General features: G+C 70.4%; 14 protein-coding genes. 7 read left to right on the forward strand and 7 right to left on the reverse strand.

Translation table 11 applies throughout. The features are described from left to right. Nucleotides 1–85: 85 nt before the first annotated feature. Together ACQEV1_RS12325 and ACQEV1_RS12330 are read left to right on the forward strand one after the other, a co-directional pair. Entirely contained in the window at nt 86–1315 is a 1230-nt protein-coding gene (locus ACQEV1_RS12325) for a hypothetical protein (protein ID WP_433393802.1), read from the forward strand. Nucleotides 1316–1327: 12 nt separating this feature from the next. Further along, nucleotides 1328–3433, forward strand: coding sequence for a tetratricopeptide repeat protein (locus tag ACQEV1_RS12330; RefSeq protein ID WP_433393804.1), 2106 nt, complete (start codon nt 1328–1330; stop codon nt 3431–3433). Between the two features lie 75 nt (nt 3434–3508). On the opposite strand, the gene ACQEV1_RS12335 is transcribed toward ACQEV1_RS12330, so the two are convergent. The 3 genes from ACQEV1_RS12335 to ACQEV1_RS12345 form a co-directional block, all read right to left on the reverse strand. Next, nucleotides 3509–3784 carry a hypothetical protein gene (locus ACQEV1_RS12335; RefSeq protein ID WP_285618642.1) on the reverse strand — a complete coding sequence of 92 codons (276 nt, stop codon included), beginning with the start codon at nt 3782–3784 and terminating at the stop codon, nt 3509–3511. Between the two features lie 69 nt (nt 3785–3853). Beyond that, on the reverse strand, nt 3854–5821 hold the full coding sequence (locus tag ACQEV1_RS12340) for a hypothetical protein (RefSeq protein WP_433393806.1): 1968 nt from the start codon (nt 5819–5821) through the stop codon (nt 3854–3856). A 31-nt stretch (nt 5822–5852) separates the two neighbouring features. Further along, on the reverse strand, nt 5853–7175 hold the full coding sequence (locus tag ACQEV1_RS12345) for a sigma 54-interacting transcriptional regulator (RefSeq protein WP_432705533.1): 1323 nt from the start codon (nt 7173–7175) through the stop codon (nt 5853–5855). A gap of 374 nt (nt 7176–7549) precedes the next feature. Between ACQEV1_RS12345 and ACQEV1_RS12350 the strand changes: the two genes are divergently transcribed. The 4 genes from ACQEV1_RS12350 (at nt 7550) to ilvA (ending at nt 13028) form a co-directional block, all read left to right on the forward strand. Further along, the gene (locus ACQEV1_RS12350) at nt 7550–8737 is read left to right on the forward strand and encodes an FIST signal transduction protein (protein ID WP_285618638.1); all 1188 of its coding nucleotides are present in this window, start codon (nt 7550–7552) and stop codon (nt 8735–8737) included. Between the two features lie 87 nt (nt 8738–8824). Beyond that, nucleotides 8825–9772, forward strand: a complete 948-nt coding sequence (locus tag ACQEV1_RS12355) for an ROK family protein (protein WP_433393809.1) — start codon at nt 8825–8827, stop codon at nt 9770–9772. A 195-nt stretch (nt 9773–9967) separates the two neighbouring features. After that, on the forward strand, nt 9968–11755 hold the full coding sequence (locus ACQEV1_RS12360) for a stealth family protein (protein ID WP_433393811.1): 1788 nt from the start codon (nt 9968–9970) through the stop codon (nt 11753–11755). Nucleotides 11756–11816: 61 nt separating this feature from the next. Then, nucleotides 11817–13028 (forward strand): threonine ammonia-lyase, encoded by a 1212-nt coding sequence (gene ilvA, locus ACQEV1_RS12365; protein ID WP_433393813.1) that lies wholly within the window; start codon nt 11817–11819, stop codon nt 13026–13028. Between the two features lie 46 nt (nt 13029–13074). Here ilvA and ACQEV1_RS12370 read toward each other — a convergent pair whose 3' ends face one another. Then, nucleotides 13075–13665, reverse strand: a complete 591-nt coding sequence (locus tag ACQEV1_RS12370; protein ID WP_433393815.1) for a hypothetical protein — start codon at nt 13663–13665, stop codon at nt 13075–13077. 276 nt (nt 13666–13941) lie between these two features. Beyond that, nucleotides 13942–14433 carry an Lrp/AsnC family transcriptional regulator gene (locus tag ACQEV1_RS12375; RefSeq protein ID WP_285618630.1) on the reverse strand — a complete coding sequence of 164 codons (492 nt, stop codon included), beginning with the start codon at nt 14431–14433 and terminating at the stop codon, nt 13942–13944. 104 nt (nt 14434–14537) lie between these two features. Between ACQEV1_RS12375 and ACQEV1_RS12380 the strand changes: the two genes are divergently transcribed. Further along, nucleotides 14538–15707: an MFS transporter gene (locus tag ACQEV1_RS12380; protein ID WP_433393817.1), complete on the forward strand. Its 1170-nt coding sequence runs from the start codon at nt 14538–14540 to the stop codon at nt 15705–15707. Nucleotides 15708–15776: 69 nt separating this feature from the next. On the opposite strand, the gene ACQEV1_RS12385 is transcribed toward ACQEV1_RS12380, so the two are convergent. Both ACQEV1_RS12385 and ACQEV1_RS12390 read right to left on the reverse strand, forming a co-directional pair. After that, nucleotides 15777–16010 (reverse strand): hypothetical protein, encoded by a 234-nt coding sequence (locus ACQEV1_RS12385; RefSeq protein ID WP_285571025.1) that lies wholly within the window; start codon nt 16008–16010, stop codon nt 15777–15779. A 130-nt stretch (nt 16011–16140) separates the two neighbouring features. Then, nucleotides 16141–17568, reverse strand: a complete 1428-nt coding sequence (locus tag ACQEV1_RS12390; protein WP_433393820.1) for a M1 family metallopeptidase — start codon at nt 17566–17568, stop codon at nt 16141–16143. Nucleotides 17569–17652: the final 84 nt, after the last annotated feature.

The following is a 17652-nucleotide window of genomic DNA, read 5'->3' on the forward strand; positions in this document are numbered from 1 at the left end:
ACTTCTGCTATGAGTGATTAAGTCTTTTCCGGGGCGGAGGTCGAGTGTAGAGCTGGGTTCGGCCTCCGCCGCCTATCATTTTTCAATGCGCGGGAGGCGGGTGGTGGCCGAAAATGCTGGTGTCGATCTCGAGCGGGTCGTGTGCCTGTATCCATTGGAGTATCTGGACGACGGGGACGAGGTAACCGTAGGTCGATTGGACGTCGACTCCTATGCCGTCCTGCCCAAGGACGGTGCCGAGCTCGTTCGCCGGTTGGCCGAGGGGATGACTCCGCGCGAGGCGGCTGACTGGTACTCGGGTGCCTACGGGGAAAGCGTCGACGTCGGGGACCTGCTCGACACCCTCGACGAGTTGGGATTCATCCGCTCCGACGCACGATCCGCGACGGAATCTCCGTCCGGCGAGACGCGATCGGTACGCTGGCAACGCCTCGGCCGGGCATTGTTCTCATTTCCCGCATGGGTCTGCTATGGCGCTCTCACGGTCGGCGCCGTCGTTGCCATGGCGCGGTCACCGCAGCTGGTGCCGCATTATCGGAACATATTCTTCACGAAGTCATTCACGATAGTTGAAGTGGTGCTGTTCTTCGGCCAGTTCCCGTTGCTGCTGATTCACGAGGCCTTTCATGCGTTGGCCGGTCGCCGACGCGGGATTCGGTCACGACTGAGCATCGGCCGCCGGCTGATATATATCGTGTTCGAAACCTCGCTCGATGGCTTGGTCATGATCCCGCGCCGGCGGCGGGTCCTGCCAATTATGGCGGGAATGTTGGCGGATGTGGTCGTGCTGGCCGTGTTGACGTTGTCGGCTTCGGTCGCCATCGATGACACCGGCACCCCGGCGCTTTTCGGTAGAGTGTGCCTCGCTCTTGCCTATACGACGTTGCTTCGCCTTTCATGGCAGTTTTATTTTTATCTGCGCACCGATCTGTACGTCCTGTTCGCCACGGCGCTGGGATGCGTCGACCTGCACGACGTGGCCAAAGGTGTGCTGCGCAACGCTTTTCGCCGTTCGCTGGGAAGGCCGGCGTTGGATGAATCATCCTGGCATCCGACCGATCAGCGGGTGGCCCGCTGGTATGCCTGGCTGATGCTCGCCGGGTACCTGGGCACCATCGTAGTCTTCCTGGTTGCCGTTCTGCCGACGGCATACCATTTGTTCAGCGGTGTGCTCAGCCGATTCTTCGGCGGTGCCGCGACATCCGGCGAGCTGCTCGACTCGGCCGTGTTCGTCGGCCTCAACCTCACGCAAATCCTGCTGGTCGTCCTACTGGCCGGACGAGACCGGCGCCGAAAAACCACGACCCATAAATAAAAGGATAGAAAAATGGCCGAACATCGTTGGATTCGTGCGCCGCGTCAACGCGATCGTGTGGCCGCGCGGTCGGAGCTTGCCCTGCCGCCCGCGCTCGCCGTGGTCAACGCCCATCGTCGGCTTCGCGGCCCCTACACCGCCGTCGGCACGCTGTTGCGCGCGATCGTGCCCGATGCGCTGGACCGGTGCCCCGATCTGGTGCAGCAGCACGATACTGAAATCATCGATACCGCGCCGGAACTGCGCGGCACCGTTTCCGCCACCCGGGAGACGCTGACCTCGCGAACGCCGGTGCCCGAACGTACCCGGTTCTATGCTCGGCTGCGGACACTGCGGATGTCCCACGGTCTGGTCGATTTCGTCGCCAATTATCTGCGTTGCCTCGGCGGCAAGCACACCCTGATCGTTGACGACGCGCACGAAGCCGATCCCACCGACCAGGAATTCCTCGCCGTGTTGCTCCGGCGCATCGATCCGGAGCTGTTGACGGTCGTGGTGACCACGGGAACCAATCCGCTCGTCCAGCCACCAGGCCCCGTCACGGAGCCGCTCCGACTCGCCCTCGAGGCCCACTGTATTCGGCTGGACGGGCCGAATCAGGTCATCGATGCCGCCGCCGAGGCTACCGACGTTTCCGACCTTGCGCGGGACTACGTGTTCGGCGGTTGCATCGACGACGATCCGGCGGCGATCATCGCCTATGAACGCCTCGACGCCGAGGAACGAAAGCGTCTGCACGACGCCTGCGCCACCGAGCTCGGCGCACGCGAGGAGTTTTCACTCCTCCTCGGCGCCATTCCCTATCACCTCGAACGGGGCAGTGATCCGGTCGGCGCCGCCGTGCCGGCGCTGCGCCATGCGCTGGAGCACTGCCAGAACGTGGGATGTTATCACGCGATGGCCGAATTGAGTGCACGCGGGCTGGCGTTGGTCAACCGCGAAACCGACGAAGAACAGTGGAAGCATTTCGTCGCCAAATTGGCTGCGGCGTTTTCCGCGTCCGGCCGAATCGACGAGGCGCATCTGGCCTACGAGGAAGCCCGCCGGGGAAGTACCTCGCCATTGGTGCACATACAGGCGGCCTACGGCCTGGCGATGCTCTATACCCGCCATTACGATCCCGAGCAACGCGACCACCAGGCGGCGCTTGGCTGGATCAATCTGGCCATTGCCTTGGCGGGCACGATGACCGAACGCAAAGTACGCGAGTTCAACACGGTGTGGTACCGCAACGGGCTGGCCCTGATCGAACTCCACCTTGGCAATCTCGAAGAGGCGTTGAGTCTGCTCGACCACGGAATCGCTCGGTTGCAGGAAGAGTTCCCCCCGGATGAGTGGCTCCACTTCCGCACGATTCTGCGCTACAACCGATGCCAGGTCCTCGCCTCCCTCGGACGACTCGAAGAGAGCGTGGACAGTTACGCCGAGCTCATCGACATCGACCCGAACTGGGCTGAGTATCATTTCGACCAGGCTGGGATACTGCGACGGCTCGGGCGCCTCGAGGAGTCGCTCGCCGAATACACCGAAGCGATTCGGCTGTCTTCGCCGTTCCCGGAGGTCTTTTACAACCGGGGTGATCTTCGCGCGGAGATGGGTGACGTCGAGGGTGCGATCGCCGATTTCTCGTACGTGCTGGAGCTGCAGCCGGACTTCGTGGACGCCTGTGTCAACCGGGCCGGGCTGTATCTCGAACTCGGTGATCTGGACGCCGCCGAGCGGGACGCCGCAACCGGCTTGGCGCACGACCCGGACACCCCGCACCTGCACGCGGTGCTCGGCCAGATTCACGCCGAGCGAGGGGACTACCCGGCGGCGAGGTCGGCATTCGATCGCGCCCTCGCCGCCGACCCGGACCTGGTCTCCGCCCTGTCCGGTCGCGCCGCCGTGGCTCACGATCTCGGAGACGTGGAGATCGCGCTGGCCGACCTGAGCCACGCCGTCGAGGTCCAGCCCGACAATCCGCTGCTGCGCTTCAACCGAGCGTTCGTATATCAGCACAGCGGCCAGTGGGAGCGTGCCCTTGCCGACCTGGACGTCGCCCGCGACCTGGACCCCGACGACCCGGACGTGGCAGACGCCCTCGCCGCCGTGAAGGGCGCCATGACCCCGTCGTGAGATCGTGAGCCCGGCCGGCCCCGGCCGCCCCGGCGTGCGCGGAGGTAGTCGCGGACGAGTACTCGGCCAATACAGCTAGGGCGGTCGGCGATCCGTGGGTGAAACGCCGGATGATCGCCGCTCGAGCCTGTCACGGCGTCGGCGGGTCGGGCCCCGCCGCCACAGTCCGTCCCGGCCGGTGACCAGCCGCCAGGTCACATATCCCAGCGCGGCCACCCCCGCGGCGAAGAAGACGAGAATCGTCACGGGGACGCCGCCCGGCCTGAAGCCGCCGGAGGCGGCGACGCCGACGGCGATCAGCGCACCGGTGAGGTAGCCGCCGACCCGACGGAAGCGGTTCCTGTCCTTCACGACTCCCTAACGACGATCCCTCGAGGCAGGTGCCGCCTCCGTACGCGTGCGCCCGGAGGATGGTTGCTGTCAGTGGCCGCCCCGGCGTGCGCGGAGGTAGTCGCGGACGACGTACTCGCCCAGGCGTTCCGGGGTCGGGGCGAAGACCCGGCCGCCGTTGCGGCGGGCGACCTCCTCGACGAACGAGACCAGCCGTTCGTCGTCGGCCAGCATGAAGATGTTGAGCGTCGCCCGGCGCCGGGTCATCTTGTCGACCTCGGCCAGGGTGAGCTCCAGCGTCTCCGGTGACGGCGGCCAGTCGAACGCGGAGCGGCCGTCGCGGAGCAGGTGCGCGGTCGGCTCGCCGTCGGTGATGACCAGGATGATCGGGTCGTGTTCGGGGTGCTTGTCGATGTGGCGGCCGGCGATCATCAGGGCGTGGTGGAGGTTCGTGCCCTGCACCATGTCCCAGTCGAGGCCGGCCAGCTCCGTCGGGTGCAGCTCGCGGGCGTAGTTGGAGAAGCCGATGATCTGCACGGCGTCCTGCGGGTACTTGCTGGCCACCAGCGTGTGCAGGGCGAGGGCGGTCTGCTTGGCCGATCCCCAGGTGCCGCGCAGGGCCATGGAGTAGGACAGGTCGACCAGCAGGCACACCGCCGCCGCCGTACGGCGCTCGGTCTCCAGCACCTCGAAGTCGTCGACCTCCAGCCGTACGCGCGGGCGCGGGGCCTCGGCGACCGCCCCGCCCCGGCGGAGGGCGTTCGACAGCGTGCGGATGACGTCGATGGGCTGCTCGTCGCCGGACCGCCACGGGCGGCTGGCGCCGGTCAGCTCGCCCGCCTGGCCCGCGTCGACCTGGTCGTGGTCGCCCTTGCGCGAGGCTTCGAGCTGGGCGAACACCCGCCGCAGCGCCGTCTCGCCCAGCCGGCGCACCGCCTTGGGCGTCAGGTCCAGCGACCCGCCACGGCGCTTGAGGTACCCCTGGCGTTCGAGCTCGGTCTCGATGCGCCGCAGCTCGGCCAGGTCGTCCACGGCCTGGCGGCCCAGCGCCCGGCGTACCGCCTCCTCGTCGATGTCGTCCATCCGCGCGCCCGGATAGTCCTGCCGCAGCGCGCCCTCCAGCTCGGCGAGGTCGGCCAGCTCCTCCAGCGCGGTGGTGGCGTCGCCCATCGACATCGGGTCGTCGCCGTTCATCCGCTCCGAACCGGTCCAGTCGAGGTCGGGTCGCCGCTGCCGCAGCGCCGAGCCGAGCCGGGCCATCTCGTCGGCCAGCCCGGCGTCCTCCATCGTCTGGGCCATGAGGGAGGCGAGCTCCTCGCGCTGCTCGGGTGTGAGTGAGGCGAGCAGCCGCTCGGTCGCGGCGGCGCGCCGGGCGAGGGAGTCGACGAGCTCCTCCAGGTTCTGCGGGTCGTCGGGGAAGAACTCCCCGTACTCCCGCATGAAGGCGTCGAAGTCCTCCTGCGTGTGCCGGCCGCGCGCGTCCTTCTCGAGCATGTCGTTGAGCGCGGACATCATGTCCTTGACCCGTTGCATGGCGGCCGGGTCGGGGTTGGTCATCGCCTGCTTCATGCCGCGGAACTGCGCGTCCAGCACGTCACGCCGCAGCAGGTCCTTCAGCTCCTCGAAGGTCTGCCGCGCCTCCGGCGAACGCCACTGGTAGGGCGACAGGCGGCGTACGGCCTGCGCGGTGTCCTGCGGCAGCGTGTCGAGCTCGGCCTCGCGCAGCCGCGCGTCGTCGCTCGGGTCGGGGAAGAGCGCGGCGCGTTCCTGCCCGATCGCCCGGTCGAGCAGGGCGCGCGCCTCTTCTAGCGTGCCGTCGAGCCGCCCGCTGCCGCGTAGCTGCTGCCGCCGGGAGCGCACCTGGCGCAGCAGGTCGTCCAGGCCGCGCCGCCGGCGGTCGCCGGGCAGCCCGCGACGCAGCAGCTCGCGCAGCGCCTCGGCCGGCCCGGTGCCCTCCAGCATGGAGTCGCCCATGGCGTCGATGGCCTCGCGGATGTCGTACGGAGGCGCGAGCGGATCAGGCCCGTCGTGGTAGGACCCGTACCGGTATCCGGACACGGTGACCTTCTTTCCCCAGATGAAACGTGACTCAGGTGCGGTACGTCGACGTGCCGTCCGCGACGTCCTTGGACAGCCGCCGCATGAGGTAGAGCCCTTCGAGCGCGAACTCCAGCGCCGCCGCCGCGTGGCCGGGCGACTCGCCCTCCATGCCGAGGCCCTCCAGGATCCGCGACAGGCCGTTGACCGGGCCGATGCGGTGCAGCAGCTCCGCGGCCGGTACGAGCTCGCCGGCGTCGACGGTGGCGCCGCGGTCGAACCGGTCGAGCAGGCCCGTCAGGTCGGCCGAGCCGAGCATGCGCCGCCAGGCCTCGGCGGTGGCGCGGCGCAGCAGGTGCGCCAGCACCTCCTCCTCACGGCCCTCCTCGCTGACCTCGAACTCCACCTTGCCGAGCAGGGTCGGCACGATCGACGGCAGGTCGCAGACCCGCGCCACCGGCTGGTCCTCGTTCGCGACGGCGCCGCGCCGCAGCGCCGAGGCGGCGACGGTCTCGGTGGCCGCGATGGAGAACCGCGCCGACACGCCGGAGCGGGTGTCGACGGCCGGCGACTCGCGTACGAGCCGGGTGAACCGGGCGATGACCTCCATCAGGTGGATCGGCACGGCGGCGGTGACCTGGGCCTCCTGGCCGATCAGCACCAGCTCGTCGTCCAGGTCGAGCGGGTAGTGGGTGCGGATCTCGGCGCCGAAGCGGTCCTTCAGCGGCGTGATGATGCGGCCGCGGTTGGTGTAGTCCTCGGGGTTCGCGCTGGCCACGAGCAGGACGTCGAGCGGCAGCCGCAGGGCGTACCCGCGGATCTGCACGTCGCGCTCCTCCAGCACGTTGAGCAGCGACACCTGGATCCGCTCGGCCAGGTCGGGCAGCTCGTTGACGCAGAAGATCCCGCGGTTGGTGCGCGGCACGAGGCCGTAGTGGACGGTCTCCGGGTCGCCGAGCGTACGGCCCTCGGCCACCTTGATCGGGTCGATGTCGCCGACGAGGTCGCCGACGCTGGTGTCGGGCGTGGCGAGCTTCTCGCCGTATCGGTCGTCACGGTGCTTCCAGTCGATCGCCAGGTCGTCGCCGTGCTCGTCGAGCAGCCGGCGGCAGCGCACGCACACCGGGGCGTACGGGTGATCGTTGATCTCGCAGCCCGCGACGATCGGCGTCCACTCGTCCAGAAGGCCGCCGAGCGTGCGGATCAGCCGGGACTTGCCCTGGCCGCGCTCGCCCAGGAGGACGAGGTCGTGCCCGGCGATCAGGGCACGTTCGAGGTGCGGCAGGACCGTTTCGTCGAACCCGACGATGCCCGGGAAGCGTGGCTCACCGGTACGGAGGCGGGCAAGGAGGTTGTCGCGGATCTCGGTCTTCACCGGCCGGTGGACATGACCACTGGCGCGGAGCTCACGAAGTGTCGTCGGTCGCGTGTTCACTGTCCTCTATCGCTATCTCACTGGTGGCCGGCCGAAGGGCGCGCTCACGTCGCCACCCCCGCCTCTTGGCTCGCCGCGCCGGACTCCCGCGCGGGCTGGTGCTCCGTTCGACACTATGCCCCGATTTTCGGATGCGCATCCGGAGGGCTCTCGTCGACACGGCGGTTGAGAGCCGTCAACGCCGGGTAGGTGAACTCGCTGTCCTTGGAGGGAGGGGCCGGAAGGGGCCGGGGAGACGACCGTGGCGAGGCCGGGAATCCTCCCCACATTGTGGTAGACCGTAAGAAATCGGACGTGTTGAAGGGGGAGACGCAGTGGCGCGGTTCGGCGACGGCCTGGCCGTCGGGCCCGACCTTGTCGCGGCCGCGGACTCCGCGGTGGCGCAGGCCCGCCTGCCTCTCGACGGCCCGCCCGACCTCGTCTTCGTGTTCGTGTGCGCGCAGGCCCCGGACGCCGTCGAGCGGGCCGCGCGGCGGGCGATGGAGGTCGCCGGCACCCCCAACGTGATCGGCTGCGGCGCTCCCGGCGTGATCGGCGGCAACCACGGCGTCGAGGACTCCAGCGCGGTCAGCGCGTGGGCGGCGCGGCTGCCGGAGGCGCGCATCGAGCCGTTCCGGCTGGAGACGCTGAAGTTCCCCGGCGAGGAGCCGGACGGAGCCCAGCGCCTCGCCGTGGTCGGCATGCCCCAGACCAGGGACGACGACGTCGTCGCCGTCCTGCTCGCCGACCCCTACACCTTTCCCGTGGACGCCTTCGTCGAGCGGTCCGGCGAGGTCCTGCCGGGCTTGCCGCTCGTCGGCGGCCTGGCCACCGGCCAGGGCGGCCGCGGCACCGCGCGGCTCTTCGCCGACGGCGAGATCGTCGACTCGGGCGCGGTCGGCGTGCTGCTCGGCGGTTCGGTCATGACCGCGACACTGGTCAGCCAGGGCGCCCGGCCGGTCGGCCCGCCGATGGCCGTCACCCGAGCCGAGGACAACGTCCTGTACGAACTGGCCGGCACGCCCGCGCTGACCAAACTCGAAGAGGTCGTGTCCGAACTGCCGGAGAAAGAACGCTCCATGATCGAGGGCGGGCTGCTGATCGGCATCGCGATGGACGAGTACGCCGAACAGCACGAGCGCGGCGACTTCCTGGTCCGCGGCGTGATCGGCGCCGACCCCGACGCCGGGGCCCTCGCCACCGGCGATGTCATCGATATCGGCCGTACGGTGCGCTTCCAGGTGCGCGACGCGGGCGCGGCCGACGAGGACCTCACCCTCATGCTCGGCGATCTCGGCCTCGCGCCGGTCGAGGGGGCGCTGCTGTTCTCCTGCACGGGCCGGGGCCGCGCGATGTTCCCCAACTCCGACCACGACGTGCGGCTGCTGCGCAGCATGCTCGGCACGTCGGGGATCGGCGGGTTCTTCGCCGCCGGCGAGATCGGGCCGGTCTCGGGCCACAACCACGTGCACGGGTTCAGCGCCTCGATCCTGGCCTTCGGCCCCGAGGCGGGGACCCCATGATGCGTTTGATCCGCAGATCGACGGGACCGCCGGCCGGGTCGTGACCTCGAAGGAGCGGTACGGGCTCGGCTAGGGGAGCGGCGGAAAATGGAAGACGGCGGCGGCGCACCGGTGGACGCCTCGGTTCTCGCGATCGACATCGGTGGCACCAAGATGGCCGCCGCGCTCGTCGAACCCGGAGGACGGGTCGGCGCGTACGAGCGCATCGTCACGCCCCAACCGCCCCACGTCGACGCCGAGGGCCTGTGGCGCACGCTCCTGGCCCTGATCGAGAAGCTGCCGGCCAAGCGGCTCGCCGGCGTCGGGGTGGGCTGCGGTGGTCCGATGGGGTGGCCGTCGGGAAAGGTCTCCCCGCTCAACATGCCCGCGTGGCGCGGCTTCCCGCTGCGCGAGCGGCTCGTCGACCGCTTCCCCGGCCTGCCGGTCCGGGTGCACAACGACGCCGTCGCGTTCACCGTCGGCGAGCACTGGCGCGGCGCCGGACGCGGCCGGCGCAACGTCCTCGGCATGGTCGTGTCCACCGGGGTGGGCGGCGGTCTCATCCTGGGCGACCGGCTCGTCGACGGCGCGAGCGGCAACGCCGGGCACATCGGGCACGTGATCGTCGACCCGGACGGCCCGCCCTGCGAGTGCGGCGGGCGAGGCTGCCTGGAGGCGATCGCCCGCGGCCCCGCGCTGTCGGCCTGGGCGCGCGAACAGGGCTGGACCGGCGAGACCGGCAAGGAACTCGCCCACGACGCCGCGCGCGGCCATCCGATCGCCGTCCGTGCGATGAACCGCGCGGGCTGGGCGCTGGGCGTGGCGATCGCCTCGGCCACCCACCTGTGCGACCTGGACGTCGTCGCGGTCGGGGGAGGCCTGTCGCAGGCGGGGCCGCTGCTGTTCCGTCCCCTGGAGGACACCTTCCGCGCCCACGCCCGCATGGACTTCGCCCGTGAGGTGCGGGTCGTCCCGGCGGCGCTGGGGCAGATGGCGGGTCTGGTCGGCGCGGCGGCGTTCGTCTTCGGCGGCGAGCGCTACTGGACCCGCGGCTGACCTATCGCTGACGGCCGGCATGAATTTTCCACGGACTTTGCCGGCGAGTAAACCGGTGACGTGAGGTAACGGTCCCACCAATAAGCGGAAAACCTATGGCGAACTCTGGCTAACCCCCGCAAGCCAGTCGCGCCAGTTCACATTTGGGACTGACACATGCAGGATGCCGTACGGACGCCGTACGACAGTGAACCGGTGGGGGAACGGCCGGACGTCGACCGGCACACCGTCACACCGAACCGGATCGTGCTCGCGCCGACCAGCACGGAGTCGTTCTGGCTGCTGCGCCTCTACCGGAAACTCATGCCGCGGGCGCTGCGGTCGCGCGTCGCCCGGTGGGTGTCGCCGGAGGTGCGCAACCGGTTCCTCCTGAAGGCCTCCGCGGGCGGTCCGCTGCGCCGGCTCGCGGACCGCCGCATGATGCTGTGGTACCACCTGCGCCACCGGCGGCTGGTGGCCCCGGCCGGGCGAGGACTCGCTCGCGCCCGCGGCCGGGTGCGGCTCGCCGAGATCCGCGCCGGCCTCACGCCGACGTTCGCCCGCCGGGAGACGCTCGACCTGGTGTGCGCCGGCCTGACCGCGGCCGGCGTGCCGTACTTCTGCCTGCGCCCGCTCGACGACCGCCAGTCGGCCGTCGGCGTGGCGGACGCCGACCGCGGGCGCGCGATCCGTGCGCTGGCCGCCGCCTGCGCGGAGGCCGGAGCGTACGTCGGCGACGGCGACCGCCACCGGTTCGGCGGCCGGGCGTGGCGAAGCGTCGCCGGTGCGCCGGTCCTGCGGATCGTCCGCTACTACAGCACCCCGGATGGACGCCTCGTGCTCGGCGAGGAGCACGGCTGCACGGTGGAGTTCTGGACCCGTGAGGAGGACGACCTGGTCGCGCCGCGGCCCAACCGCGTCGCCGAACGCGTCCCGGCGGACGGGCGCACGGTGGGCGTACCCGAGGCGTGCCTGACCACCCTGTCCCCGTACGGCGAGCCGTACGGGGACTATCCGACGCGACCGGAGTTCACCGCCCGGCTGGTGGACGACGTGGCCTTCCCCATCGACGTCGTCTACACCTGGGTCGACGGCGCGGACGAGGCGTGGCGGGCCCGGCGCGACGCGGCGCTCGAGGCGGTCGGCGTCGCCCGGCTCAACCGGCAGGCGGCCAACGACGCCCGCTACATCAGCCGCGACGAACTGCGGTACTCCCTGCGCGGCGTCGCGGCCTACGCGCCGTGGGTCCGCCACATCTGGATCGTGACGGACGGTCAGGTGCCGCCCTGGCTGGACGCCGACCACCCGAAGGTGACGGTGGTCGACCACCGCGACATCTTCGACGACCGGGGCGTCCTGCCGACGTTCAACTCGCACGCGATCGAGTCGCAGCTCCACCACATCGAGGGGCTGGCCGAGCACTTCCTGTACTTCAACGACGACTTCTTCCTCGGCCGCCCGGTGCGGCCCGCGCAGTTCTTCCAGGCCAACGGCGTCAGCCGGTTCTTCACCTCCAAGGCGCAGGTGGCACTCGGCGACCGGTCCGTGGCGGACCTGCCGGTGCTGGCCGCAGGCAAGAACAACCGGCGGCTGATCGAGGAGGCCTTCGGGCCGGTGGTCACCCAGAAGATGAAGCACGTCCCGTACGCGCTGCGGCGCAGCGTGCTCGCCGAGATCGAGGCGCGGTTCGCCAAGGAGGCCGCCGAGACGGCACGGCACCAGTTCCGCCACCCCGACGACATCGCGATCCCGTCATCGCTGCACCACTACTACGCGTTCCTGACCGGGCGCGCCGCGCCGGGGCACATCAACTACTCCTACACCGACCTGGCCGCCCGCGAGACCCCGTACCGGCTGCGCCGGATGCTGTCGCTGCGGCGGTTCGACGTGTTCTGCCTGAACGACACCGACTCCGACGCCGTGACGCAGGCGCGGCAGCTCCAGCTCATGAGCTGGTTCCTCGACGCCTACTTCCCGGTGCCCAGTCCCTACGAGAGGCGGTGAGATCCGCCGCGGGCGCGTCCTGCCGCGCGGTGAGCGGTGCCGGTCGTGGTTAACTCTGCTCATGAGTGCCGCCGTCGGCATCGATGACATCCGCGCGGCCCGCGAACTGCTGCGGGACGTCGCCGTCACCACGCCGATCCTCGAGTCCCGGTCACTGTCCGCGAAGATCGGCGGCCCCGTCCACCTCAAGTGTGAGAACCTCCAGCGCGCCGGGTCCTTCAAGACCCGCGGCGCGTACGTGCGCATCGCGCGTCTCACCGACGAGGAACGGTCGCGGGGCGTCGTCGCGGCGAGCGCCGGCAACCACGCCCAGGGTGTCGCGCTCGCCGCCAAACTGCTCGGCAGCAAGGCGGTCGTCTTCATGCCGGCCGGCGCCCCGCTGCCCAAGGTCGTGGCCACCCGCGCGTACGGTGCCGAGGTCGTGTTCGAGCGCCCCGGCGTGGACGCGTGCCTCGCCGCCGCGAACGCCTACGCCGAGGAGACCGGCGCGGTCTTCATCCACCCGTTCGACCACCCCGACGTCGTCGCGGGCCAGGGCACGCTCGGCCTGGAGATCCTCGAACAGTGTCCCGACGTCCGCACCATCCTCGTGGGCGTCGGGGGCGGCGGGCTGATCTCCGGGATCGCCGCCGCGGTCAAGGCGGTACGCCCGGACGTCCACGTGGTCGGCGTGCAGGCCGAGCGCGCCGCGGCCTTCCCGCCCTCGCTCGCCGCCGGACGCCCCGTCATGGTCGAACCGGCCTCGACGATGGCCGACGGGATCTCCGTCGGCCGTCCCGGCGACCTCACCTTCGAGCTGGTCTCCAAGCTCGTCGACTCGGTGGTGACGGTCTCGGAGGAGTCGCTGTCCGCGGCGATGGTCAACTGCCTCGAACGGTCCAAGCAGGTCGTCGAGCCGGCCGGCGCGGTGGGCGTCGCCGCGTTGCTGGACCGGCCGCAGGAGTTCGAGGCCCCCGTCGTCACGGTCCTGTCCGGCGGCAACATCGACCCGCTGCTGCTGTCGAAGGTGCTCCGTCACGGGCTGGCGTCGGCCGGACGCTACCTGGTGTTCCGCGCCCGGCTGCGCGACCACCCGGGCGCGCTGGTGGACCTGCTGTCCGAGCTGGCCGAGATGGAGGTCAACGTCCTCGACGTCGTGCACGAGCGGGTGGCCGCCCGGCTCAACGTCGACGAGGCCGAGGTGCTGCTGCACCTGGAGACCCGGGGTCCGGAACACTGCGACGAGGTGCTCGGCCGCCTCCGCAAAGAGGGCTACACCCTGAGCTTCCATTGAAGCGGGCTGTCAGGCCGTCGGGGAGTCGTCCGGACGGTGGGTCCGCTCAGACGAGGTGCCGGCCCAGGAAGGCGATCTGCGCTGGAAGCATGCGGCGGCGGAACACCGCGTCGTGGCACCCGGCGTAGATGCCGCCGGTGACCTCGGCGGTCTTGGCGAGGCGGAGCCGGTCCAGCAGGGTCTTGGCCGGGATCGAGAGCGCGTCGTCCCGGCCGCAGGTCACCGAGACCGGAATACGCGCGACCGACCTGGAGAACGCGACGGCGTCATCATGCGAGATCGCGGGTGAGGTCGCCGCCACCACGGCGACGCGATCAGGCCCCAGCGCCGACGCGAGGCTCAGCACGCCGCGGCCGCCGATCGACCAGCCGAGCAGCCCGATACGTCCGGTGGAGAGTCCCTGGTCGTGCAGGAAGGGCACCAGGGACTCGGTGATCACGGGCGACGGATCGCCGGTGACGTCGGCCCAGTCGTCGATGGCGGCCATGGCGAACGGAGGGACGCCGCTCTGGACGGCGGCGGCGAGGTGGTACTGGACGCCATAGAGGTCGAAGGGCGTCCGGGCGTCCCCGTTCGAGCCGTGCAGCATCACCACCACCGGCAGGTGTTTCGCCCCGCCGGGCGGAAAACCGACCATGGCCGACGTCGTCCGCCCATTCGCGGAGAAAGGCAACTCGCGAACGGGCCCGGGCGTCACTTTGGGAAGCTTCGGCATCGACCCGCATTTTCCGAGATAGGGCGCCAGCCGATAACGCCCCGGAAGAATGTCCGCCTGCACCAGTGGATAGGCACCTCCCACGGCGGCCACGGCCGCCGTTCCCCCGATGAGAAAGTGACGACGAGACAGGATGGACATTCGACGAACGTAGCGTGATCGTCCCGCCTGAACCGGTCCGTTCAGGAACTCACGCGGTCATACGGCCCAGCCGCTCTGCTCGGTGACCGGGCGTGCCTGGGCCGGGGGCGGCTCGACGGGGCGGCCCTCGTACTGGGTCGACAGGACGATGTGGGAGTTCATCTCGCCGTGTGAGCCGAGGCGTTCGAGCAGTCCCTCCAGGTGCTGCATGGACGCGACCCGGACGCGGAGCATCGAACAGGCGGTGCCGCTCAGCTTGTGTATCTCGGTGACCTCCGGGAACTCCTCGGCCGTCGTGGTCTTGAGCAGGCAACTGCCGAGTGCGCAGCGCAGCTGGACGAATGCCGTCAGCGGCAGTCCGGCCTTGGCCGCGTCGACGCGCGCGCCGTACCCGGTGATGACTCCGGCCTCCTCCAGCCGCCGGACGCGCTCGGCGACCGCGGGGGCGGAGAGGTTCACCAGGCGGGCGAGCCGGTTGTACGACAGGCGGCCGTCACGTTGCAGCTCGCCGAGGATGCGCCAGTCGGTCTGATCGAGCGGTCTGTCCATCCGGAAACTCTCGCGCCGAATCTCCTTTCGGACAAGAGGCCGTCCGTCCCGATCTCCGTTGATCACCCATTCATCGGGCGGCTCGGCTTTTCTACCGTCAACGCATGATCCGTACACGTATGGTGGCGGCCCTCTTCTCCGGGGCCGCGCTGATGAACGCCGCGATGGCCATCGCCAGTGCCGTCGCCACGATCGTCGCCGGCGACCGCCTCGGCGCGCGGTGGGGCGCGGTGCCGAACACCGCGGGCATCATCGGCACCGGCGTCGGCGCGCTGGCTCTGACCTGGATGATGGGCCGTCACGGCCGGAGGGCCGGTCTGACCTGCGGCTACCTGGCGGCGGCGCTCGGGGGTGTGGTGTCGGCCGGCGCGGTGACCTCCGGGAACGTCCTCGCGCTGAGCGCCGGGCTGCTCCTGCTCGGTCTGGGCAACGCGGGCGCGCAGCTGTCGCGGTACGCGGCCGCCGAGCTCTATCCGCCGGAACGCCGTGGCTTCGCGATCGGCTCGGTGGTGTGGGCCGGCGCGATCGGCGCGGTGATCGGGCCACTGCTGATCGGCCCGGCGAGCGATGTCACGTCCTCGCTCGGCCACACCGCTCTGACCGGCCCCTACGCCGTCGCCGCCGCGGCGACCCTGATCGCCGCCGGCGTCGCCCGCCTGGCCCTGGCGGGCCGGGCAGGTCGCGCGGGGTACGACGTGACGTCCGTGCGACTCCGGGAGGTGGCCCGGGGCGCCGGGGCGCGCACCGCACTGGCGGTGATGGTCACCGCGCAGGTCGTCATGGTCGCGGTGATGACGGCGACCCCTCTGGAGATGCACATGCACGGTGAGGGGCTCGACGCCGTGGGGCTGGCGCTGTCCGCGCACACGCTGGGCATGTTCGCGTTCTCGCCGGTCACCGGATGGCTGATCGACCGGACCGGCCCCCGGCCCGCGATGGGTGGCGGGCTGGGTGTCCTGGTCCTCGCGTCGGTGCTGGCCGCGATCACGTCCACCGGCGGCACGTCCGTACGTGCCGGAGCGCTGTTCCTGCTCGGCTACGGCTGGAACCTCTGCTTCGTCGGTGGCAGCAGCCGCCTCGCCCGGGATTTGCCCGAACCGGCGCGAGCCGGAGTCGAGGGCGCGGTGGACGCTACGGTGTGGGGCGTCGCGGCGGTGGCGAGCCTCGTGTCCACACCGGTCCTGTCGGCGGGCGGCTACGCGGCGCTCGCCTGGGCCGCCGCCGCGTGCGCGCTGGCACCGGCGGCGTTCCTGCTCACCGCCGAGGCGCGGTGACCCGGCCGGAGCGGACGAAGATCGCCGCCGAACAGCGTTCCGCCCCAACCGAGGCGGGCGTCGCCGTCCCTAGGCGTGGTCGACCAGTTCGCGGACGCCCGACTCGCGGGCGCAGTGGGCGCAGCAGAAGAAGCGGTCACCCGCCTCGACGCCGTGGCCCACGATGCGGCACTGGCAGTGCTCGCAGATCGGGGCCATGCGCTGGATCGCGCACTCGAACGAGTCGAAGACGTGCACCGCGCCCTGCGCGTGCACCTCGAACGACATGCCGTAGTCGTTCCCGCAGACTTCGCATGTGGCCATGAGTCCCCCCAAACCCATCCCCAGTGGTGGTCACCCTCAGTCTTCCCCCGACCACGCCCGCTGATGTCGCGACCGGAAAAGACGAACGTCCCCGGGCCCGCGCGGGCCCGGGGACGTTCGGCCGGAACGCCTACAGCGCGGGCTTGCCCGCGGTGTACAGCCACGCCTGGAACAGCGGGCGCAGGTCCTTGTGGGTGTACCGCTGGGCGAAGGCGGTGAACTCCGCGGTCGTGTCGTTGCCGTACCGGTGCTGGGCCGGCCACGCCTTGACCAGGGCGAAGAACGCCGTGTCACCGATCGCCAGGCGCAGCTGGTGCAGGGTCATCGCCGCCCGGGTGTACACCAGGTCGTCGAAGATGTGGTCGCGGCCCGGGTCGGCCACCTTCCCGTTCCAGTCGGTGGAGGCGGACTTGTAGGCGTCGTCGAAGTGCTGCTGCGCCGTCTCGCCGCCGTGCTGCTCGTCGTAGAGCCACTCGGTGTAGGTCGCGAAGCCCTCGTTCAGCCAGATGTGCTGCCAGACGTACGGGGTCACCGAGTCGCCGAACCACTGGTGGCCGAGCTCGTGAGAGAGAAGGGTGGCCGACGGCAGGGCGCCGGCGGTGCGCCGGGCGTACACCGGCCGGGTCTGGGTCTCCAGGGAGTAGCCGACGTTCGGCGCGAGCACGCTGATGCCGCCGGTCGTGGAGAACGGGAAGCGCCCGTAGATCTTCTGTTCCCAGTCGATGACGTCGGCGGTCGCCTTGTTGAAGTCGTCGGCCGCCGTCTTGTTACCGGCCGGCACCGAGGCCGGGTCGACGGCCGTGATGTTCCGCAGGCCGGTCGCGGTGCGCGTGTCACGGACGTCGAAGTGGCCGATCGCCATCAGCACGAGCTCGCTCGCGGTGGGCTGGCGGTCGATCCAGCGGAAGGTGGTGTTCGCGCCCTGCGTGTGCTCGCCCGCGGGGTCGCCGTTGGCCAGCACCTTCAGGCCCTTCGGCACCGTGACGGTGAAGTCGTACGTCGCCTTGTCGTGGGTCGTGTCGTTGACCGGGTACCAGGTCGCCGACCCGAACGGCTGTGACAGCGCGACCGCGCCGTCGTGGGTGGCGATCCAGCCGGACAGGCCGAGCGCCGGGTCGTTGATCGACTGCGGCACGCCGGAGTACGCGACGTCGACGGTGAAGACCTTGCCCTGCGGCACGCCGCGCGCCGGCGTGATCACCAGCTCCTGGGCGCCGGAGCGGGTGTAGGAGGCGGTCCGCCCGTCGACGGTGAGCTTGCTGATCTTCAGCGGGCCGGAGAAGTCGAAGTCGAACCGCGACAGGTTCTGGGTGGCCCGGGCGGTGATCCTCGCGGTGGCGTCGATGGCCTTGGTGCCCGGGTCGTACTTCAGGCCGAGAGAGTAGTGCTGGGCGTCGTAGCCGCCGTTCCCCATGTCGGGGAAGTAACGGTCGCCGGCGCCGGGCAGGCCCGGCGTGAAGGCACGGTGACCGGCGTACGCGGTCGCCGTGGGAGCGAGCAGACCGATCGTCGCCAGTGCGGCGGCGATCGACAGCGCTCGCGAGGTGGTCCTCGCCATGCGAACTCTCCCGTCATCAAGGCGCATGCGCGCCTGAACATGCAAGGGGAAGCATGCTCGGCCGAATGCTTCGCTGCAAGATCC

The organism is Actinoallomurus sp. CA-142502, from assembly GCF_050936355.1.
GTDB classification, from domain to species: Bacteria; Actinomycetota; Actinomycetes; order Streptosporangiales; family Streptosporangiaceae; genus Actinoallomurus; species Actinoallomurus iriomotensis.